This window comes from Hymenobacter crusticola, assembly GCF_002154225.1.
GTDB classification, from domain to species: domain Bacteria; phylum Bacteroidota; class Bacteroidia; order Cytophagales; family Hymenobacteraceae; genus Hymenobacter; species Hymenobacter crusticola.
The window spans coordinates 1-21,049 of the sequence record NZ_MTSE01000007.1 but is presented as its reverse complement, the minus strand read 5'-3'; the positions used below and the strand labels follow the sequence as shown (position 1 = coordinate 21,049).

General features: G+C 56.0%; 22 protein-coding genes and 1 pseudogene. 5 read left to right on the top strand and 18 right to left on the bottom strand.

Annotated features, from left to right (window positions below; all coding sequences use genetic code 11):
• Positions 1 to 74: 74 nt before the first annotated feature.
• The 7 genes from rny to radC all read right to left on the bottom strand — a co-directional run bounded on the left by rny (position 75) and on the right by radC (position 7,657).
• Positions 75 to 1,739 carry a ribonuclease Y gene (rny, locus tag BXP70_RS14310; RefSeq protein WP_086594784.1) on the bottom strand — a complete coding sequence of 555 codons (1,665 nt, stop codon included), beginning with the start codon at positions 1,737 to 1,739 and terminating at the stop codon, positions 75 to 77.
• A 122-nt stretch (positions 1,740 to 1,861) separates the two neighbouring features.
• The gene (locus BXP70_RS14305; RefSeq protein WP_086594783.1) at positions 1,862 to 2,152 is read right to left on the bottom strand and encodes a cell division protein ZapA; all 291 of its coding nucleotides are present in this window, start codon (positions 2,150 to 2,152) and stop codon (positions 1,862 to 1,864) included.
• A 30-nt stretch (positions 2,153 to 2,182) separates the two neighbouring features.
• Positions 2,183 to 2,479, bottom strand: coding sequence for a hypothetical protein (locus BXP70_RS14300; RefSeq protein WP_086594782.1), 297 nt, complete (start codon positions 2,477 to 2,479; stop codon positions 2,183 to 2,185).
• A 505-nt stretch (positions 2,480 to 2,984) separates the two neighbouring features.
• Complete coding sequence (gene pheT / locus BXP70_RS14295) at positions 2,985 to 5,405, bottom strand: phenylalanine--tRNA ligase subunit beta (RefSeq protein WP_086594781.1); 2,421 nt, start codon at positions 5,403 to 5,405, stop codon at positions 2,985 to 2,987.
• 260 nt (positions 5,406 to 5,665) lie between these two features.
• A complete protein-coding gene (locus BXP70_RS14290) occupies positions 5,666 to 6,028 on the bottom strand; it encodes a hypothetical protein (protein WP_086594780.1) in 363 nt (120 codons plus the stop codon).
• Between the two features lie 146 nt (positions 6,029 to 6,174).
• Positions 6,175 to 6,792: a DUF1684 domain-containing protein gene (locus BXP70_RS14285; RefSeq protein WP_179197699.1), complete on the bottom strand. Its 618-nt coding sequence runs from the start codon at positions 6,790 to 6,792 to the stop codon at positions 6,175 to 6,177.
• 121 nt (positions 6,793 to 6,913) lie between these two features.
• Entirely contained in the window at positions 6,914 to 7,657 is a 744-nt protein-coding gene (gene radC / locus BXP70_RS14280) for a RadC family protein (protein WP_086594778.1), read from the bottom strand.
• Between the two features lie 234 nt (positions 7,658 to 7,891).
• Between radC and BXP70_RS14275 the strand changes: the two genes are divergently transcribed.
• From BXP70_RS14275 to BXP70_RS14255, 5 genes are all read left to right on the top strand, one after another.
• Positions 7,892 to 9,121: a metallophosphoesterase gene (locus tag BXP70_RS14275; protein WP_086594777.1), complete on the top strand. Its 1,230-nt coding sequence runs from the start codon at positions 7,892 to 7,894 to the stop codon at positions 9,119 to 9,121.
• 195 nt (positions 9,122 to 9,316) lie between these two features.
• Entirely contained in the window at positions 9,317 to 9,973 is a 657-nt protein-coding gene (locus tag BXP70_RS14270; protein WP_086594776.1) for a hypothetical protein, read from the top strand.
• 175 nt (positions 9,974 to 10,148) lie between these two features.
• A complete protein-coding gene (locus BXP70_RS14265; RefSeq protein WP_179197698.1) occupies positions 10,149 to 10,772 on the top strand; it encodes a carboxypeptidase-like regulatory domain-containing protein in 624 nt (207 codons plus the stop codon).
• Between the two features lie 100 nt (positions 10,773 to 10,872).
• Complete coding sequence (gene uvsE, locus BXP70_RS14260; RefSeq protein WP_245849638.1) at positions 10,873 to 11,826, top strand: UV DNA damage repair endonuclease UvsE; 954 nt, start codon at positions 10,873 to 10,875, stop codon at positions 11,824 to 11,826.
• A gap of 44 nt (positions 11,827 to 11,870) precedes the next feature.
• On the top strand, positions 11,871 to 12,233 hold the full coding sequence (locus BXP70_RS14255) for a hypothetical protein (protein ID WP_086594773.1): 363 nt from the start codon (positions 11,871 to 11,873) through the stop codon (positions 12,231 to 12,233).
• A gap of 200 nt (positions 12,234 to 12,433) precedes the next feature.
• Here BXP70_RS14255 and BXP70_RS14250 read toward each other — a convergent pair whose 3' ends face one another.
• From BXP70_RS14250 to BXP70_RS30570, 11 genes and pseudogenes are all read right to left on the bottom strand, one after another.
• Positions 12,434 to 12,841: a hypothetical protein gene (locus tag BXP70_RS14250; RefSeq protein WP_086594772.1), complete on the bottom strand. Its 408-nt coding sequence runs from the start codon at positions 12,839 to 12,841 to the stop codon at positions 12,434 to 12,436.
• Positions 12,842 to 12,989: 148 nt separating this feature from the next.
• Positions 12,990 to 13,403, bottom strand: coding sequence for a hypothetical protein (locus BXP70_RS29500; protein WP_143436505.1), 414 nt, complete (start codon positions 13,401 to 13,403; stop codon positions 12,990 to 12,992).
• A gap of 372 nt (positions 13,404 to 13,775) precedes the next feature.
• Entirely contained in the window at positions 13,776 to 14,963 is a 1,188-nt protein-coding gene (locus BXP70_RS14240; RefSeq protein ID WP_218779798.1) for a formylglycine-generating enzyme family protein, read from the bottom strand.
• 63 nt (positions 14,964 to 15,026) lie between these two features.
• On the bottom strand, positions 15,027 to 15,167 hold the full coding sequence (locus BXP70_RS29925; protein WP_179197697.1) for a hypothetical protein: 141 nt from the start codon (positions 15,165 to 15,167) through the stop codon (positions 15,027 to 15,029).
• Positions 15,168 to 15,377: 210 nt separating this feature from the next.
• On the bottom strand, positions 15,378 to 16,028 hold the full coding sequence (locus BXP70_RS14235) for a hypothetical protein (protein WP_086594769.1): 651 nt from the start codon (positions 16,026 to 16,028) through the stop codon (positions 15,378 to 15,380).
• Positions 16,029 to 16,060: 32 nt separating this feature from the next.
• Positions 16,061 to 16,690 (bottom strand): hypothetical protein, encoded by a 630-nt coding sequence (locus BXP70_RS29495; protein ID WP_143436504.1) that lies wholly within the window; start codon positions 16,688 to 16,690, stop codon positions 16,061 to 16,063.
• A gap of 280 nt (positions 16,691 to 16,970) precedes the next feature.
• Entirely contained in the window at positions 16,971 to 17,921 is a 951-nt protein-coding gene (locus BXP70_RS14225) for a pectinesterase family protein (RefSeq protein ID WP_086594767.1), read from the bottom strand.
• Entirely contained in the window at positions 17,918 to 18,736 is an 819-nt protein-coding gene (locus BXP70_RS14220; RefSeq protein ID WP_086594766.1) for a rhamnogalacturonan acetylesterase, read from the bottom strand. The genes BXP70_RS14225 and BXP70_RS14220 overlap by 4 nt, the downstream gene beginning before the upstream one ends.
• Before the next feature lie 139 nt (positions 18,737 to 18,875).
• Positions 18,876 to 19,658, bottom strand: coding sequence for a rhamnogalacturonan acetylesterase (locus BXP70_RS14215; RefSeq protein WP_086594765.1), 783 nt, complete (start codon positions 19,656 to 19,658; stop codon positions 18,876 to 18,878).
• A 196-nt stretch (positions 19,659 to 19,854) separates the two neighbouring features.
• On the bottom strand, positions 19,855 to 20,868 hold the full coding sequence (locus BXP70_RS14210) for a zinc-binding alcohol dehydrogenase family protein (protein WP_086594764.1): 1,014 nt from the start codon (positions 20,866 to 20,868) through the stop codon (positions 19,855 to 19,857).
• An 86-nt stretch (positions 20,869 to 20,954) separates the two neighbouring features.
• A pseudogene (locus BXP70_RS30570) lies at positions 20,955 to 21,049 on the bottom strand (short-chain dehydrogenase); the annotation flags it as partial.

The following is a 21,049-nucleotide window of genomic DNA, read 5'->3' as shown; positions in this document are numbered from 1 at the left end:
AGCGTTGCATGCGTTAGACGCAAAAAAGCCGCCGCAGCTTTCGCTACGGCGGCTTTTCAATACGTTACGCTATATTATTTGGCGTATGCCACGGCGCGCATTTCCCGGATTACGGTAATCTTGATCTGGCCAGGGTACTGCATTTCTTTCTCAATCTTCTGCGAGATTTCGTAGCTCAATTCCTGAGCCCGCTCATCGCTCACGTTGTCGGCGTTCACCATCACGCGCAGCTCGCGGCCGGCCTGAATGGCGTAGCACTGGTTCACGCCTTCGAAGCCAACGGCCGTTTCTTCCAGCTGCTTCAGGCGCTTAATGTAGCTTTCCATCATCTCGCGACGAGCGCCAGGACGCGAGCCGCTGATAGCGTCGCAGGCCTGTACGAGCGGCGAAATCATGGCCGTCATTTCAATCTCATCGTGGTGGGCACCGATGGCGTTTACCACGTCGGGGTGCTCCTTGTATTTCTTGGCCATCTCCATGCCGAGGATGGCGTGGGGTAGCTCGGGTTCTTCGGTGCTTACTTTGCCGATGTCGTGCAGGAGGCCGGCACGTTTGGCGTGTTTCACGTTCAGCCCTAGCTCGGCAGCCATGGTGGCGCAGAGGTTGGCTACTTCACGCGAGTGTTGAAGCAGGTTCTGGCCGTAGCTGGAGCGGAAGCGCATCCGTCCAACCATCTTAATCAGCTCGGGGTGCAAGCCGTGAATGCCTAGGTCGATGATGGTCCGCTCGCCAATTTCAACGATTTCCTCGTCAATGTTCTTGCGGGTTTTAGCTACGATTTCCTCGATCCGGGCCGGGTGAATACGGCCGTCTTTCACCAGCAAGTGCAGCGACAAACGTGCTACCTCGCGGCGCACCGGATCAAAGCCTGAGATAATAATCGCCTCGGGCGTATCATCCACAATAATTTCAACACCGGTAGCGGCTTCTAGCGCCCGAATGTTGCGGCCTTCGCGGCCAATGATCTTCCCTTTTACGTCGTCCGATTCAATATTGAAAATCGAGACGCAGTTTTCGATGGCATGCTCAGCGGCAGTGCGCTGAATGGTTTCTAATACAATCTTCTTGGCGTCTTTGGTCGCCGTGAGCTTAGCTTGCGCCACCACATCTTTAATGTAGGAGCTAGCCTGAATCTGGGCTTCATTGCGCAAAGAATCAACGAGTTGCTCGCGGGCTTCAGAGGCCGAAAGGTTAGCTATCGTTTCGAGTTGGTGTTGAATCTGAAGGCGCTGCTCTTCTACTTCTTGCTGCTGGCGGGTAAGCTTTTCGAGTTGCGCTTCGTGCGTGGTGCGGCGCTTCTCGTCCTGAGATTCCAGCTTTTCGCGTAGTTGCTGCGACTCAACCTGAATCTTGTCGCGCAGCATGTCGAGGTCCTTTTCCTTCTTCTGAAGCTGTTCGAGTTGGCGCTGCGTGGTTTGGGTCAGTTGCTTGATGCTCTGCTCCTGCTCCTGAATACCGAGGCGGCGCTGGTTTAGGTCGGCTTCTAGCTCCGTTTTCTGGCGGCGGCTGTCGAGGTCGAACTCGTTCTTGAGTTGACGAAACTTATCCTTGGATTGCTGAATTCGCTCGTCGCGGATGCGGTTGGCCTTTTCTTCGGCTTCTTGGAGGAGTTGTTGGGCGCGGGCTTGCGCCTGGGCTTCATGGTCCTGCCGGGCCTTTCCGGCCAGCAGGCGTCCTAGCACGACGCCGGCCCCGAGGGCAACGACAGCGGCAAGGACAATATACACAATGGTGGGCATGAGCTATGGTTTATGGGAGGAATTGAAAACCATAACAACAAACGCTTGCCCAACGTCCCCGAAAAGCAGCAAAGCCGCTTGCTTCGCTCCTGATCAGACATAAAGCCGTGCCAGTACTCTGATTAACTGAGTACTAGCGTCGCAAGCAACTTATCTAGGCGCGACAAGCGCTCAGACAAAGCTGCATCGGTCCCATCCTTTTCCTTACTGACTTTCAGGCTGTCAGCCATGGTCGACAACGCGGCCATGGCGAGCAGATCTTGCTTGTCCTGAATGCCGTACTGTTCACGAAACTCCTTAATCCGGTCGTTGAGCAGCTTTCCCGCCATACGCAGGCGCTCCTCTTCCTGGGGACTTACCCGCATTGGATAATCCCGGTCGGCGACGCGAATTTTAATGGATAAATCGCTCATAATCAGCGGCAGGTGGAATCTTGATGGTCGTTACTCCCTCAAATAGGCAAGGCACTTATCAATTTCTCGAATATAGTCGTTGAGGCGGTGTTTCAGCTCGGTGGCGTGGGCAGGGTCTCCTGCTATGGTATTGACAAGTTTAACGATATTCTCCTGATTTTGGAAATCCTTCACCTGCCGGTCCCGGTCACGCACGTCGGCGCGGAGCTGCTGGATGGTGGTTTGGGCATCGGCTAGCTCCTCGCGCAACTGCTGATAAGCAGCCACTAACGTGGTTACCTGCCGCTCCAGGCGGTCGAGATGGGCAAGTTGCTGAGAGGAGGCCATTTTTTGGTTTTTGGTGGTTCGTTGCTGGTTTTTGGCGCTAGGTCAACAGCCTAGGGCTCTACTAATCTGGAACGGTCATGCTGAGCCCCGCGAAGCATCTCTACCGCAGTGGTAACAAAGCAGTAGCAAAATACTTGGCTTGCGTCTCCCTGTGGGTCAGCAGGCCAAGCATGACGTCTTAAACCTAAAAAACAAACCCAAACTTCATTGCTGTTCGGCACAATGGACTCCACTACTGTGCCGAACGTAGTTGCTTTACTTCCATTTCTAGCTGGTTTACTCGGATAGCCAAACGGCGGCTGTAGCGACTATACGCTAGCAAGGATAACATAAAGCCGAACACGACTACTGATGTTCCCGTCCCAACTTCCACGAAATGCCCAATTCGTAAGAATACACCAAGCAAAAGCAGAAAGGAGCCAACAGCGTACAAAAGTTTTCCTGTGTATTCATAGTGAGATGGTTATGTAGGTGGAAGTTTCCGACAAAATGCCGGAAACTTCCGCTATTTCCGAATCAAGGCACCAGCTTGTTTCTCAAACTGTCCGATGAGGCGCTGCATCACTGCGTCAATAGCTTGATCGGTAAGCGTCTGCGTGGGGTCTTGCAAGGCGAAGCTCACCGAGTACGATTTCTTATCGGCACCTAGGTTTTCGCCCTCATACACATCGAACACGTTCACGCTTTGCAGAAGCTTCTTCTCGGTGCGCTGCGCAATCTGCCGAAGCTGATCGAAAGTCACGGTGCGGTCGACTACCAACGACAGGTCGCGGCGTACTTCCGGGAACTTCGGCAACTCGCGGGCCACTAGTGCTGCTTTGTACTTGCGCACCAGCCAATCCCAATCCAGCTCGGCATACCACACCGGCTGGCCTACATCGAGGCGCTTGAGCACGCCCGGCGAGACGGCACCTAGCTGCGCTACGGGCTGGTTTTGTACTAGGAGCGTGAGGCCGCCGGCTAGATATGGGTGCTGCACAGGCTGCGGCGCGGGCGCCGCGTGACCTAGGACATTTAGCACCTGCTGCACCACGCTGGCTAGGTCGTGGAAGGTGGTTTTCTCGGCTTTATGTTGCCAGGTTTCGGCGGTGGCATTGCCGGTCACATAAATAGCTAGCTTGTTCTTCTCTTGGTACTGCCCATCGGCTTGGCGGTGGTAGGTTTTGCCGAACTCGTACAACTTCAGGTCGCGCTGGCGGCGGTTGAGGTTGTAGCGCACCACTTCCAGGCCGGAGTGCAACACGCTGGGGCGCATTACGTTTAGGTCGGCGCTGTTGTAGTTGAGCACGTGCACTAACGTCTCATTCGGCTCGCCTTCCTTTTCGAAATATTGCGAGTTGGTGAGTGAGTTGGTAATGATTTCGGAGAAGCCTTGTCCGCTGAGCAGCCGCGCCGTGTTCTGGCGAATTACTTCCGGATCGGGGTTCGGAAACTTAGCGAGGAACGAAGCCGAGTTGAAAGGCCGCAGTGCCACGTTGTTGTAACCGTAGATGCGCAAAATTTCCTCGATTACGTCGGCCTCGCGCGTCACGTCCACTTTGTGCACCGCTACCGTCAAGTTCCACTCCTCCGTGCTTTCCTCGCTGATCTGAATATCTAAGTCCATCAGGATTTGGCGAATCCGCTCGGGCTCAATGTACTGGCCTACCAAACGCTCTACGCGGGATAGGCGCAAGCGCACCGTAGCAGGCTGCACCGGCGCGGGATACTCATCGACCACTGGCGCGGCGATGCTAGCTCCCGCTACTTCTTGCAGCAGCAGCGCCGCGCGTTGCAGCGCCACCGGCACCATGTTTGGGTCGGTGCCGCGCTCGAAGCGGAAGGAAGCATCGGTTTTGAGCTGGTGCGTTTGGGAAGAGCGACGCACGGCAGCCGGCGCGAAGTAGGCGCTTTCCAGAAATACGCGCGTAGTAGCGTTGCTCACGCCCGATGTTTTGCCACCAAACACGCCGGCCAGGGCCATGGGCGTACCGTTGGCATCGGCAATAACTAGGTCATCTGCCTTCAGGGTGCGCTCGGCGCCGTCGAGCGTCACGAACTTCTCGCCTTCGGTAGCACGCTTCACGCGAATTTGGCCACCCGTAATCTGGTCGGCATCAAAGGCGTGCAGGGGCTGACCTAGCTCGTGCAGCACGAAGTTGGTGACGTCGACCACATTGTTGATCGGCGATAAGTCGATGCTGCGCAAGCGCCGCTGCAGCCACTCCGGCGAGGGGCCTACCTGCACGTTCTCTAGCAGCAAACCTGCGTAACGGGGGCTAGCTTGTTCGTCCTCAATGGTTACGCTGATGTTGCTGGCGGCGGTGGCAGGCGCTTGGAACTGGCTCACGTCGGGCAGGTGGCAGGGCTGCTGAAGCAGGGCGCGCAGTTCGCGGGCCACACCGTAATGCGAAGCCGCATCGGCACGGTTCGGCGTCAGACCAATTTCGAATACCGAATCGGAACCTAAGCCGAAGTACTCGGCGGCGGGGGTGCCGTTGGGCAGCGGCGTATCCAGCACCATGATGCCGGCGTGCGAGGTGCCTAGGCCAATTTCATCCTCGGCGCAGATCATGCCTTCGGAAGCAGCCCCCCGAATTTTCGACTTTTTGATCTTGAACGGCTCACCCTGCGAAGGGTAGAGCATAGCACCTTCCAAGGCCACAACCACTTTTTGGCCGGCAGCCACGTTGGGGGCCCCGCACACGATTTGGCGTGGAGTACCGTCGCCCACGTCCACAGTGGTGAGGCTGAGTTTGTCGGCGTCGGGGTGTTTTTCGCAGGTGAGCACTTCGCCAAGCACGACGCCGCGCAGGCCGCCCGGCACGCTTTCCAGCTCCTCAATGCCTTCCACTTCCAGCCCGGAGCCGGTGAGCAGTGCCCCAATTTCGGCGGCAGATTTGTCGGTAGGAATAAGCGTGCGGAGCCAGTCGAGGGAGATAAGCATTTGCTTGTAAGTTGTCGGTTATCAGCTGCCGGCCGTTCGCGTTGAGCTAGGCAGGCAAGCACAAAGGTACAGATTTGCGCAGCCGCCGAAAAAGCAGCTCGCTCCTGTAATCTTTGTGGCTGTTGGGTAAATAGTTGTAGTGTTGAGGCGGAAACAACCTAGGTAGGTACGCTGAGCTTACTCGAATACCTCTGGCATTCCGGCCGAAAAGTCTGTTTTGTAGCGTACCCTCGGCGAAACCAGAAGTTAACCCTCAGTCTCTACTTCGTGAAGATCGTATCGCCTTTGTAGATCCGCCACGCGCCGGCAGCTTGTTTTACCGCGTAGGCAGTGATTGTCGCCGTCGACTTTTCTCCCTTCAGATTAATCTGAAGGATGAGCGAGTCTGGTTCGGAACTGCGCTTATCCAACCTGTGGCTTTCCGAAAGTATTGTGCCCGTGCGACCAACGATCTTCGGAGACGCCTTGGCACTATTGATGGCCTTCAGAATAACCTCGGGATGGGCACCTAGCATCTGCTTGTCCAGCCGGTTCAATATGGGGTCGAAAGCCAGATACAGGATCAGACTTGCGGGGAGCAACAAAAGCCACTTATACTCTGACAACCAGCTTTTATCCTGCATAATAATGGGGGCTTGTTGCCGTAAAGAACGTGCACTAACAAGCGCATTCCTAGTCTTTTCCCGGCCGTGGCTGTGTTGCAAACAAACCGCTACAGTTAGGCGCGCAACTGGCTTGCTTCGTTGCGCTGGGACTTTTCTAACCTAGCTTACTCGTGAAACGACTTTTCACCCGCTTTAACAGCTACTTTCATTCGGTTGTCGGCGGGCGGCACGGGGCAGACGTATTCGCTGTTGTAGGCGCAGTAAGGATTATACGCCGCGTTGAAGTCGAGCGTGATTTCCTTGTCGTTGGGCCTAGGTTTGGGCGCGTCGAGGTAGCGGCCACCGCCGTAGGTGTCGAAGCCGTTGGTTTTGTCGGTGAAGGGCACAAACAAGGTGGTGTCCTTGCCATCGGCTTTCAGCAAACAGGTGAGCTGCTGGGGCTGGCTATCGAGGGTGAAGGAAGCACGGCCCCAACGCAGGTACTTTTCCACCTTGCCGTTGGTGAGCGGGATAAGCACCGTGTCGTGCGCGGCAAGCGGCTCCCACTGGGCAATAAACCGATAAGTTTTATCGGGCGCGAAGTAGCGCAGGCTGTCGAAGGTGGCGCGCTGAGCCGTCAGCAGCGGCGAGGTGTTGCCGCGGCGAAAAGAATCGTTTTTCTCAGACCTAGCTTTCTTGATACCGACAGCATATTGATCGTTGCCGAAAACCAAGTCTTGCAGGAAATAGCCGAAGATGAGCAGCAGCCCTAGGCCAATGAGGAGTTTGGGATTGAGTTTCACGTGGCAAAGGTACGCAAGTGGTTGTAGCGCGAAGCCAGCACAGCGCGTATCGTTGGCCAACCGGCAGCTAGGCTGGTGCATGATTAATCACTGATACACGCCGCGCCGGCTTCGCGCTACCTCACAAAATACCTTCGTCGGCGAAGCTGTAGTAGCCGTGGTCGGTGTAGATGAGGTGATCAAGCACGGGCAGATCCAGAAACTTGCCGGCTTCCTTCACTTTGCGCGTGAGGGCAATGTCGGCGGCGCTGGGGTTGCGGTTACCGCTGGGGTGGTTGTGCACCAAAATGACCGAGCTGGCCAGCTGCTCCAGCGCGTGCTTGAAGATCAGTTTGGGGTCGGCGACGGTGCCGGCCACGCCGCCGGTGCTGATGGGCTGCTTGCGCATTACCACGTTGGCGCGGTTGAGCAGCACCACCCAAAACTCCTCGTGGGGCAAATCCTGCAGGTTGGGGCGCACAAGGTTATAAATATCGCGAGAGCACGTGATGGTAGCACGCTGCGCTGCCGCGCTTTCCTTGCGCCGCCGACCCAGCTCCAAGGCTGCTATGATGGTAATTGCCTTGGCTTCACCGATGCCTTTGTGGCGCATCAGGTCTTTCACCGACAGCCGAGCTAGCTCGTTCAGGTCGTTCTGCACGGCGTTCAGGATAAGCTTGGCCACATCCACGGCCGAGAGCTTGGCCGTACCCGAGCCAAGCAGAATCGCCATTAGCTCGGCATCCGACAAGGCGGCGCGGCCTTTTTGGAGAAGCTTTTCGCGCGGCCGGTCTTCCTCGGCCCAGCTCTTGATGCTGAAGCTAGCGGGTGCCTGGTAGGGCCCGGCTGGCGTTTCGTCTTCTGATAAAATAGCAACTGAATCCATTGTGCCCTGTTGTTGTTATCCAACCTAGCGCCTCAAGGTTGCCCTCATCCAACTCTGGGTGGCGCGGGCAACCTAGGGCGCTACCTAGGTACTTGAACAACAGTGGTGCCATGAAGCTTCAGCAAGAGCCTAGGTCTTTTTCCAAAATAAAGTAAACTCTCCCCTCATTCGTCTAGTTTGGACGTAACGCGTCCGGGAAGCTAGTGCCCGGCGCTGTGGACTCTTGATTTTTCTATGTCACGCATTTTCTCCCCTCTCCTGTTGGTCGGCTTGGTGCTGGCCGAATGGTATGGTTTACAGGCTATTCGCACGCTGCTACACGCAGCCACGCCTACTGGCCGCCGCCTCACAACCGTTCTTTACTTACTCGTCACGATTGGCATCTGGTTCCTGGGTATTTGGGGAATGATGGCCCGGCGTGATCTGCATGCCACCTACAAATCGTACTTCGGCGGGCTGCTGCTGGCCATGATAGCCGCCCAGCTCCTGATTGCCTTGCCGTTGCTGCTGGAAGATGTGGTGCGCCTTGGCCGCTTCGTAACGCGGCAGGTCACCCAATCTGGCGGCGTTTCTGGCCCGCCTATCTCACGCAGCACATTCATTAGCCAGCTAGCACTTCTGCTAGGCGCTATTCCCTTTTTCGGGTTGCTGTGGGGCATGTTCAAGGGAGGCACCGACTACCAAGTGAAGCGCGTTACGCTGCGCTTCCCCAACCTGCCCGCTTCGTTCGACGGCCTTAAGATTGCGCAGATTTCTGATTTACACACGGGCTCTTTTCAGTCGAAAGAACCGCTGCAACGAGCGGTGGCGCTGATCAATAAGCTCAAAGCGGACCTTGTTTTCATGACCGGCGACCTAGTGAACAACTACGCCCAGGAAGTGGAAGAGCACATTGAAACGCTAGCTGGCATTGAGTCGGAGCACCCGATCTTTTCCATTCTCGGCAACCACGATTATTCCGACTATGTGCAGTGGGAAAGCACCGAGGCCAAACGCACCAACCTAGATCGGCTGAAAAATAACCACGCCAAAATCGGCTGGCGCCTCATGCTCGACGAGAGCCACACGCTGGAGCGCAACGGCGAGAAGATTGCCATCATCGGGGTGCAGAACTGGGGTACCAAGTTTGCCAAGTACGGCAACCTAGCCAAGGCACACGCCGCCTCGGGCGACGCTCCGTTTAAGATCCTACTCTCGCACGACCCCACACACTGGGATGCCCAAGTGCGCGACTACCCCGACATCGACCTGACGCTTTCGGGCCACACGCACGGCGCACAATTCGGTGTGAATCTGCCCTTTATGAAATGGAGCCCGGTGCAGTACGTGTACGAGCAATGGGCCGGGCTATACCAAAAAGGCAAACAGTACCTGTACGTGAATGTAGGCCTAGGTTTTCTGGGGTATCCTGGCCGGGTGGGTTTCTTACCCGAAATTACCCTATTAGAGCTGCGGCAGGCCTAGGCTTGAGCTGTTCTAGCTTATTCGATACCTAGGTTCTGGATAAAATTTAATGCGCTAAAAGGCCGCTGGTAAAGCACCAGCGGCCTTTTTTGTCTTCAGAGCTGATGGTGGAAGTAACTCCCTTTAAAACTCGACCGTATATCCGCCAACGCTAATACATTCGGCGTTATTTCCTGTACGCTCACCATCTCCCTCATGAAAAAGACCATCCTTTTGCTATCGTGCGCTGCGGCGCTGACGATGGCTTCTTGTTCGCAAGAGAAAACCACCGATACGGCTACCAGCACCAGCACCACGACGACGGACGCTACGGCAACCGCTTCCACTGATAACGATGCCGTGTACCACACTCGGGCTCAGCGCATTGCCCAGCGCATGGCTTCGGATATGAAGATTACGGACACCGCCGTGGTATCTCGCATCGAGAATACCTACTATAACCGTTCGCGCCGCCTAGGTGAGCTGCAATCGAAGTACACGGCCGATACTGCCGGCATGGCCGCGGACATGCGGAGCGTGGGCACCGACACGGATACGGAGTTCAAGGGCATCTTCACCGATCCTACCCAATACTCAGCCTACGAATCGAGCCGCTCGACCTACGACGAGTCAAACTACATGGACGACAACAGCGCGGCGTCGGATGATAATTCGGCCACGGCTTCGGGCGTGATGGTGGACAACTCGACACCGATGAAGGTGAAAGACGAGGCCGGCAACAAGCTGAAAGTAAAAAAAGACGGCGACGTAAAACTCAAGGATTCGGAAGACAACAAGCTGAAAATGGACGCTGATGATGGCACCATCAAGGCCAAGCCTGCCGATGGCAAGAAGCAGAAGATAGAGCAATAAGCGCCGTTAGTCGATTTATTGCCTGCTGAGAAGCCCGCGCCTGCAACGGTGCGGGCTTTTTTTGGTTCTTGAGTTCATTACCTTGCGTATTGGTTACGTTTATTTGCTTGTGCTAAATTCCCTGCGTTCCACTCTTCCGGCTAGCTTGCCTCGGTGCTTTTACTTAGTGCTGCCTTTGTTGTTGCTATTCTCGGGGGCAGCTACGGCGCAGGTACGCGTGACGGGCACCATTGCGAATGCCTCCACGGGCAAACCGGTGCCGGGCGCTACGGTGCTCATCAGCCGCACCAAGCAAGGGGTTATTGCCAACAACGAGGGCGAGTTCAGCATCGACGTGGCCAACTCGGCCGATACGCTGGTATTTAGCTCCGTCGGCTACCAGCCGCAGCGGCTGCCGCTCGGGCGTACGGGCATTTCTCAGATGATTCTGCAAATCAAGCTAGTACCCGGCAACGTGCTGCTCGGCGAAGTGCGCGTGGAAGAAGGCCGCCCCGACCGCAGCCAGATCAACAGAGCCCTACGCAACCTTCGGAAACCGCCTGCGTCGCCTACCAGTGTCGTGCGGTTGCCTAAGCGGGTTCCCCTGTTTCCCGTCGACTCAACCGCGCCAGGTCCGCCGAAGGTTACTATTCAGAGTCCGGTTAGCCTGATTTATGACCAATTCTCCAAAGCGGGCAAGGAGCGGCGCAAGCTAGAATCGCTGCAAGCTGCGGATGAAGCCCAGAGGAGAGCCGAGCAGGCCCGCAAAGAACGGGAGCGATACAACCGCAACTTCAAGGACAACCGCGGCTACGAATAAGCTAGGCTGCCTTTTACGCCCCTAGCCCGCCCCAAACCTTTCTCGAAAAGAGGCAAACTCTTCCTTTTAATTAACCTAGCTTTCTTCATTGTACCCTGAGGTGAGCCAACCTCGGCGGGCGCCGGCCGTAAGCCTAGGTATGAGAATCGGTTATCCTTGCGTCAACGAAACGCTCGACTGCACTTCCGCCACCACCTTCCGGCTGGCTTCTTATAATGATGAGCGCCTCGTGCAAACGGTGGCAACCAACCTAGCTTGTTTGCAGCGCATCCTGGAGTATAACGTGGAGCGCGGTCTGCTATTCTTTCGCCTGAGCTCGGGCATCGTACCGTTTGGCTCCCACCCCATCAACACTTATCCGTGGCAGCACCACTTTGCCGCGGAGTTTCGTCAGATCGGTGATTATATCAAGGCCAACAACATGCGGGTGTCTTTTCACCCCGATCAGTTTGTGGTGCTCAACTCGCCCGACGAGGGCATTGTGCAGCGCAGCATCGCGGAGCTAGTGTATCAAGGCAGCATGTTCGATCTGATGGAGCTCGACTCAAAAGCCAAGCTCCAGATTCATGTGGGTGGCTTGTACGGCGACCGAGACCTAGCTATTAGCCGCTTCATTGCGACCTACCGTACCTTGCCTGAAGCTGTGCGCGTACGCTTGGTAATCGAGAACGACGACCGTTTGTTCAGCCTCCAAGATTGTTTGCGTGTGCACGAAGCCGTCGGTATTCCCATCTTGTTCGACAACTTTCACCACGAGTGCCTCAACCATGGCGAGCCCATGGCCGAAGCCCTCCAACTGGCTGCTGGCACGTGGGACCCCAACCTCGACGGTCCGCTGATGATGGATTACAGCTCGCAGCAGCTCGGCGAGCGGAAAGGCAAGCATACCTCTTCGTTGGAAGAAGAGCTATTCCGCGAGTTTCTACCCAACGTTGGCAACCTAGAGCCAGACATTATGCTCGAAATTAAAGATAAGGAAGCCAGCGCGCTACGAGCCGTGGCGATCCTGCGCGAGCTAGGTCGGGTGCCGGCCTTACCCGAGCCCACGGCTTAACGGCCTCCCTTTTCACCTACTCCTCACTAACTCTTCTTTTCCTCATGGCTGACGAACAACTTCTCAGCGGTGCCGTCCACTTGGCGCAAACTATTCATACGTTGCAGCGTGGCCTCACCAGCATTCCCCTCAGCGACGCCATCCTCAACATTGATACGTGGTTTGATCAGCTGCAACGCAGTGGCATCCCGGATCTGCAAAACGTGGCCCGCGAGCTAGGCAACTTGCAGTCGCTGCTGAGCAGTGGCGATGCGGGCCTTGATGGCGGCGCTATTGGTGCTTCGTTGAGCATGCTTGGCTCGCAAGCTACCGAGCTAGCCGTGCACGCCGACCCCGACGCGCAAGCGGAGCTGCGTACCCTTGGCGACTTGCTTTTGCAGGCGGGCGCTTCCCTCTCTGGCCAATAGCCAGCGGCCAAACTCAGCGCGTTTTTTCGCCCCCGAAAAAGTCCTTGCAAAATAATACGTAACTCAAAAGGGCGCTTGTACTTGTACAAGCGCCCTTTTGGGTTGAAACGGAACTAGGTTAATGCGTTTTACCGTGTGCTTGGGCTTCAGTAAGAAATATTTCAGCACAACCGAATCCCGGTACCCTAGAGGCAAACACCTTAAGGACGTGGAGCCGTCGTGGGTTGGGTTGTCGTGCTGCTTCCCGCTTTCTTCCCAGTGCGTAGTGCGTTGATTTCTGACTGCTCAGCTGTCGTCTTCGTCTTATTTACCCTATTTGCCGGATGAAGATTAGCGTTTCGGTTCGCTTGAATAAAGTCAGCACCCGTAACTCCCTGTTGCCCCTTGGTAGTAGTGGTAGATTGATCTTTTAAGTCAATCGTAGCTTGGTTGATTGGGCTTTGAGTTACCGCTGGGTTCTGGTTAGTTGGAGGACCTAGGTTAATGGGAGGCACCGTCGGCTGGGGCAAAGCAGCCGCGTTGGTGGTGTTTTGCGTGGTCGTGGTTTGTGCTTTCGCTGTCAGGCTCAAGCCAGCAGCCAGCAAGAAGGTCAGGTATAACGGTTTCATACGGAAGACGGGATTACAAACCCTTTATTGGTTAGACCAAGGTATACGTTTCGGCAATGACAACAGTCGACTTCCATGGGCTTCGACATAAAAAAACCGTCGTTGCCAGTTGGCAACGACGGTTTTTTGAACTAGAAAGCTAGGCAGCTTACATCGTCGACGAAGACGACGACTTCATTTTGCCTTTGCCTGATTTGCCAGACTTTTTCATTTTTTTGTCGGAGCTCATCGAACCGCTCGTGCTGCTAGAGCCATCGCTCATAGTGCCCGAAGTGGTGCTCATCGAACCCGATGTAGTACCGGTTGTACCGCTAGTGGTACCCATAGTGCCGCTAGTCGTGCCCGAACCAGCTGTGGTGCCGTACGTAGTAGAGCCCGTGCCAGCTGTGGTCGAACCCGACGTGGTGCTCATTGTACCCGAAGTAGTACCAGTGCTACCCGACGTAGTGCTCATCGAACCTGACGTAGTACCGGTGGTGCCAGTAGTGCCGGTGGTAGTTTGAGCAGAAGCAGTGGTGATACCAGCAGCGAGAAGCGAAGCGAAGATGAATGCAGTTTTCATGTTGAGAGGTTGTGTTGAGAGAGGGAAGTTGGGGTGTAAGACTTTGCGTCTTTCGTATGGCCTTGTACGGGGCAGCGAGGCTTATGTTCGCTTATGCCATGATTTTGTTCAACTCCCACTGCTATTTGCCTTGGTTTAATTCACTTTTACATGCTTTAGAGCCTGCTACGGCAACTTCCAAGGCGTTCTTTAATATTCACACAGCTTCGCCCAAAAGCTGCAACCAACACTAGGTTTGTGCCCGTCAAAGGCATGAGCCTTCCTTTCTATAGAGACGAGTTGTGGAAAGTCCTGATGCGCTCCATGTTGAGCACGAGGACAACCGCGCCATGCGCCGAAGCCAGCACGCGGCGAATGCGCCACGCTAGTTCCTTACTGCACGCACCGAAACCCGACGTGCGACATGCCCGAATCGAAGGCGGTGCCGCGCCGGGCGCTGGGGCGGTAGCTTTCGCAGTAGCTTATGTGACACAGGAAAGAGCCGCCTTTCGTGACACGCTTCGGCACGGTGGGCTCGTCGGGGTCGAGGCTACCCTTGGGGCCGCTGGGGTTTTCGCACTGGCCTAGGCTAGCCAAAGTCACGTGCTCGTCGGCGCGGTACCAATCGGAGCACCACTCCCACACATTGCCAGCCATGTCGTAGAGGCCGTAGCCATTGGCGGCAAACGACGCCACGGGGGCTGTGCGGTCGTAGCCATCCGCTTTCGTATTTTGATACGGAAACTTTCCCTCCCAGATGTTGGCCTGCTTAGCTGTCGGCGGTGTATTGCCCCACACGAAGCGTTTGTTGGCAAGGCTACCCCGGGCGGCCCACTCCCACTCAGCTTCGGTGGGTAGGCGCTTGCCGGCCCACCGTGCGTACGCCACGGCATCGTCCCACGACACCTGCACGACCGGATGATTTTCGCGACCTTTCAGGGTGCTATTCGGGCCTTCTGGGTGGCGCCAGTTTGCGCCCGTTACCCAGCGCCACCACGCCGTGTAGTCGTCGAGGGGCACGGGGTGATCGGGCTGCGTAAATACCATGGAGCCCGGAGCTAGGTTTGCTTCGGGCGGCTTGGGTGTGCCAGGTGGCAGTTGCGTTTTGAGTTGCTCCCAATCGATGGGGCGCTCAGCAGTGGTTTTGTAGCCGGTAGCAGCTACGAAGCGGGCAAACTCCGCATTCGTTACTTCGTGCTCATCCATCCAAAAGCCCGTGAGGCGCACCGCGTGCGCAGGCCGTTCGTTCGGGAAGCTGTGCTCGTCGTTGGTGCCCATCTGATATTCGCCGGCCGGCACCCACACCATGCCGGTGGGCTTTGGGCCTTTTGGCGGCTCAGCGTTGACCTGGTTGGCAACAGGCTCACTACCGACCTGCGCACCTAGCTTTGAGGTGGGCGCTACGCACATCGTTTGTGCGGTGGGCGTGGCAACGGTGGCTTGTTCGGTCGGGCTCGTTTGTTGGCAGGCCGACAAACCTAGCCCCAGGCAGACGAGGCTCGACACAGCTGCCAGCCGGCTGGCAACTAGCCAAACGCCTTGTTCAGCACGGCAATGGATAGATTCTAATTTAGCTGGCATAACACAAATCTACCTTTCCGCGGCATAAAGAACGCCCTACTGAGTCGATGTATTCCAACGCAGCTACTTGTTTGCTTTGGGCTTCAGCTCGTCGGGGCTGTCTTTGGTATACGTTGCGAAGGTTTCCTTGGAGGGTGTTTCGAAGATATCCTGCACCGTTTTCAACTCCACGGCGTAGGCGGGCTTGAACTGCTCCGATTGCATAGCATCACCAGCACCTTGACAAACCAGAAGTCGTCCTTCAATCTTTTAGGCAGCATCGCACGGAAGAGCTAACGTGAAAGCAGGACCGCAGAACGATAGCCTGCTCATCAAAACAGCCTCAACCTAGCATGCTCTCCGCAAGATGGCCGCCTGCACTCACCTGTTCTGTTGCCCTCGCCTAGAAGGGGAGGCTTGCCAAAGTAAGTTGCGCTACAAGCGACGGGCCACGGTGAGGCTGTGGGCTGGCGATATCCTGTTGCTACCGATACCATTTTCCACGGCTGATTTGATCCCGAAGTGCCAGCGTTGGGCGGCGTCTATGGCAACGTCCAGGTTTAGCGAGCCTACTAGGCCGGCGTGCATGCCTTCCCGCGAAACTAAGCTGTAGTCCGTCAGCTTTCCGGCTACGGCTTTCAGGTAGGCGTACGTGTTCTTTTCATAATAACCCACAAACCCACCAACACCTATTCCGAGCCGAATCCGTTTGTGGATGCCGAAAGGATAAAACACGGATTCCTGTTCGAGGTAAGCTGATTTGTAGTTTTGGTTAGGCGCTTGCCGCTCTAGCAGACTGTTAGGTCTTCCAACCACACTGGCGAGCCGAATGACCGTCCCTAGGTTTTTGGAAATTGCAGGAGCAAATTCCAAGGCGACGCGCGTGCATCGGTAGGCGCCCTCGCCGTCGTAGGTAGTGCCAAGGCTCAGGCGTAGGTCAATGGGTTCGGGTGCTGGCTCGACGGTCGGTAGCGCCTGAGCGGTTTTGGCGTAGGTAGCCGATGACTGCGCGGTTGCTGCTCCGGCAGACAACCCCACGATCAGCAAAGTAGAGTTAGCGGCCCGATGATACTGCGCCCAAGACATACCCCTTACAGTTTACGCGTAGTCTTGATGGTTTACAGTCGCCGGGCGATGGTCAGGCTGTGCGTAGGAGAAGTTGTGTTGCCGCCCGTGCCGTTCTGAACGCTCGATCGTAGTCCAACGCGCCAACGCTGCGCAGTACCTACGGCTACATCTAGGTTCAACGACAGCAAATAGCCGCCATGAAATCCTTCGTACGCAGCAAGCTGGTAGTCCGTGAGCTTGCCTGACACCAATGATAAATACGAATAGGTACTCTTTTTATAATAGCCTAAAAAGCCACCAGCGCCGACGCCGAAAAGCACTTTCTTATCAGCACCGAAAGGATAAAAAACAGCTTCCTGCTCCAGATAACCAGCTTTATACTCCTGATGAGGAACTTGCCGCTCAAACCGGTTGGTAGGCTTCCCCAATACTCCTACTATCCGACTCGCTAGTCCGAAATGGTGCGTGAGCATAGGAGCGTATTCTACGGATAGGCGCCCGCACCGATAACCGCCATTTATGTCATAGGTTGTGCCTAACCCGAGACGTAAGTAGGCAGGTTTGCGCGTAGTAGCCTCTCCCGCGGGCGCCGGAGCCGACGCCAAATAGGTTTGTGCTCGGGCTACCGACAACCCAACAAATAAAAAGAGTAGACTAGCAACAGAATAGTACTTATTCATATAAAATTATGAGTAACCGAGGATAGTAGGAAGAGGCCAGATTGCGGCCATTGGTTGCACTACAGCCAAATAATTTATCCTGCCTCTGAGTCTATTTCCACGGTTGCTCTCCGCACACGAGCTTAAGTTTACCTTTTCAGCAAAGCCTCCACAACAGCAACTGCCTTTTTAGGTGCGCCGCTTGGTTCCGTCTGCGATAAGCTGGTTTGCTAGCTAAGCGTGCAACGCCTGTGCAGCTAGCACGGGCCGGCCACCGGAAGTTGCTTTCGAAAAAGCATCGTTAGTCTTGGGTGGGGTTCCAGTTGCGGAGCACTTTGTCGCGGGTGTACTCCTTCGCCTCCTGGTCGGTGAGCTGGTGCGACCAGGGCACGCGCTGCTTGGGCTGGAAGCCCTTGCCTTTGTTCTGGTACTCGGCGTAATAGGCGGTTTTCTTGTTGTTTTCATTGCCCCAATGGTCCCAGCCTTCCGGCTTGATGTGCGGACCTAGGTCGCAGTTGAGGTACACGGTTTTGGCGTAAGGTCGCCATGGCCGACCTAGGTAGAAGCTACCCGCCGGTGCGTCGCCCGTGATTTTGCAATTCTTGAACACGTAGCCGTAGCGGGTGCTATCGGGGGTGGAAGCTGCCGTGACGTAGCCATTCTGTTTGCAGAAAATGGTGCAGTCTTCGAACCACGCGGTGCTGGAGCCGAAGATAAAATCCACGGTGCCTTCGATGTAGCAGTCTTTATAGTATTGGCGGCTGCCGTAGCCATACGTATATAAGGTGTCTTGAAAACCCAGGAAGCGGCAGTTCTTGAACCTAGCTTTGTCGCCGGCTACCCACACGGCTACCGCCTGCCCCACCGGCCCCGAGGAGTTTTGAAAGGTGATGTTCTCGGCCGAAAAGTCGCCGCCGTAGATGTAGATACTCGACGAGCCCGAGGTGCCTTTGTCTTCCCCGAAGATGTTTTTCTTCTGGTTGTAGTCGTCGTAGGTGAGCACCGTTTTGGTCAGGTCTTCGCCAATGATCTTCACCAAGTTCTTCGAGCCGGCCAGCACCAGCTTTTCTTTGTACACGCCCTTCTTGATGAAAATGGTTGTGACTTTCTTGCGAAAATCGGGCACGGCGTTGAACGCTTCCTGCACCGTTCGGTAGTTGCCGCTGCCATCTTGCGCGACCACAAAATCATAGGCAAAGGCGCGACCGATCAGCAGCCAGCTCAGGCACAACAGAGCAAACAGTTTCTTCATGGAGTGGTGGGTTGTGCGTCTTTGCCCTTGGTGGGCGGCACGGCATTTTTGGGCAATGGCTTGGCTAGGCGCTCGGCCAGCGGCAGGTGTTGGGCTTTGATTTCGTTTATGGCTAGTTGCGCCATCTTGCGGGCACCTAGCTCCGTGAAGTGCGTGTTGTCTTCTTTGCCGTACGGGTAATTCGGGTGGTCGCCGGGGGCGAGCTGCAAGTACAATAGCTTCGAGTTTTCGGCGCCAAACTGCTGCACCAAGTCGCGGCTCATTTTATCGAGGTCGATAAGCGGCACCTTGTACTGCTTGGCTACTTCGGTGGTCACGCGCGAGTAGGCCACGTGCGTTTCCTGCTGGTGGCCGTCTTTGTCGAACTTGCGGCGCGTGATGGGCGTGAGCAGCACCGGGCTAGCTTTTCGGCGCTGGGTTTCGGTCACGAACTTGATGAGGTTTTTGCGGTAGTCCTCGGGCGGCGTGTAGCGGTCGGGGTAGTTTTCGGCCTCGTCGTTGTGGCCGAACTGAATGAACACGTAGTCGCCTTCCTGCAACGCATCCACGATGGGCTGCCAGCGGTTTTCGGCCAAAAACGTGCGGGTGCTACGCCCGTTCTGCGCCCGATTATCGACTACCACCGTCGAGTCGAAGAAGGTAACGAGCGGCATGCCCCAACCCGTTTCGGGGAAGGTTTGCTTGACCTTATTCGCCATTGTTGAGTCACCGATCAGGTAAAGCTTGATCTTCTTCGGCGGCGCGCCGGCAAAAGCGAGCAGTACGAATAGGCTGAGCGGCCAGGCTTTCTTTATGCAGGAAAAAAATATTCTCATAGGTAAGAAGCATAAGACCGTCATGCTGAGCTTGTCGAAGCATCTCTACCGCAATGGTAAATTAAACGGTGTTAGCAACGAAGCGGTAGAGATGCTTCGACAAGCTCAGCATGACGGTCTGGAGTTTTAACCCTAACTTTTACTTGGCTTGCGCATCTACCGTCTTGGCGGCTTGGCGCTGCACAATGTGGTTGGCGAGGTCTAGTTTCAGGGCCCGAATGTCGGCTAGCACGATCTGCGCCATCTTGCGGGCACCTAGCTCGTTGAAGTGCGTGTTGTCTTCCTTGCCGTCGGGGTAGTTGGGGTGTTCGCCGGGCACGAGTTGGTTGAACAGCAGCTTGGAGTTCTCTACACCATACTGTTGCAACAGCGCCTGACTTTCGCGGTCTAGGTCGATCAGGGCGACTTTCTGCTCCTGGGCGGTTTTGCGCACGATTTCGGAATAGACCTCGTGGGTGCCTTCTACCTTGCCGGCCGCGTCGAACTTGCGGCGGGCCACGGGCGTGATGAGGATGGGCGTGGCTTTTTTGGCGCGCGTTTCGCTGACGAAGCGGATCAGATAGTTCTTGTAGTCGGCTTCGGGCGTGTAGCTGCGCTTGGTGGGCACCTCGTCGTTGTGGCCAAACTGGATAAACACGTAGTCGCCTTCCCTGAGCGCGCTGGCTACCGGCTGCCAGCGGTTTTCGGCTACGAAGCTCTTGGTGCTACGACCGTTCTGGGCGCGGTTGTCTACCGTCACGGTTTCGTCGAAAAAGATGGCGAACGGCATACCCCAGCCCGTTTCCGGGTAGTTCTTTACCTCTTTAATCGACATGGTCGAGTCGCCGATGAGGTAAACAGTGGTTTTGTTTGGCGGTGAGGCAAAGGCCGTTATCAGGAGAAAACCTAGGATGGCGGTACTCGTCAGCAGGCGGTTGTGCATACGGGTGGAGTTGGAAGCAGACACCCAAGTACGCCGCATTTTCAGCGTAAAAAACGCTCAGCAGCAAGATTATTTATGCAAACGTTCCCGGGATTGTAGAGACACATAGTTGTGTCTCGTCGTTAAGCGGCATGGCCCGGCTCAGAACAAACTGGCCTAAACAACATCAGCAACGACGAGACACAAGTATGTGTCTCTACAGCTCTACCATGGCTTTGATCACGCCATTGGCCGGATTAAGCCAGTTGGCAAACTCCTCCTGCACCTGCCCGAATGTTACGCGGTGGGTGATGTAGGTGGTAGGGTCTACCTGCCCGGCTTTCATAGAGGCAATGACGTGCTCGAAGTCTTCGCGCGTAGCGTTGCGGCTGCTCATGAGCGTGGCTTCGCGCTTATGAAATTCGGGGTGCGAGAAACTGATTTCGCCTTTTTGCAAACCTACCAGCACGTAGCGCCCGCCGTGGGCTAGGTATTGAAAGCCGTTGTTGATGGCCCGCTGACTGCCCGTGGCATCAATCACGACGGTGGGCATGTCGCCATTCGTTAGCTGCCGAAGCTGTTCGGTTACGTCGGGAGCTAGGGCGTTGACGGTGTGGGCCACGCGTAGCTTATCCTGGCAGAAAGCTAGGCGCTGCTCGTTGATGTCCATGGCAATGACATGGGCGCCGGCGATGCGCGCAAACTCCATGATGCCAAGGCCAATAGGCCCAGCTCCTACTACCAGCACAAACTCGCCGGGCCGGACGGCGGCGCGACGCACGCCGTGGGCACCAATGGCCAGCGGCTCCACCAAAGCTAGCTCGTCGAAGCTCAGTCCTTCGCCGTGTACCAGCGAGTAGGAAGGCACGGCTAGGTACTCGGCCATGCCGCCGTCGATGTGCACGCCGCATACATTGATGTGGGTGCAGCAGTTGGGCAAGCCCGAGCGGCAGGCAATGCAGGTGCCGCAGTTGAAATACGGAATAAACGTGACGGCCTCCCCCACTGTGAACCCCTCAGCGGCGCCCGCATCTGCTACTTCGCCGGCTAGCTCGTGGCCGAGCACGCGCGGATAAGCGAAGAAGGGCTGGGTGCCTTCGTAGGCGTGCAAATCGGTGCCGCAGATACCGATGCGCCGAATTTTCAACAAGCTATACCCTTCGGGCGCGACGGGCGTTTCCCGCTCCGCGTAGGCAAACTGGCCTGGCTGTTCGCAAACTAACGTATTCATTTTTCTAAAAGAAGCTAGGAGTCAGGAGCTAGAAGCGCGGAGCGTGTTCCTGCGATTTGAAAGACGTAGGCACGCTCCTCAACTAGTTACGCGTTAGCCAAGGCACGGTCGAGGTGCACGTACCCGCCGTCGACGTGGATGATCTGGCCAGTGGTATGGCTGGAGCACGACGACAGCAAAA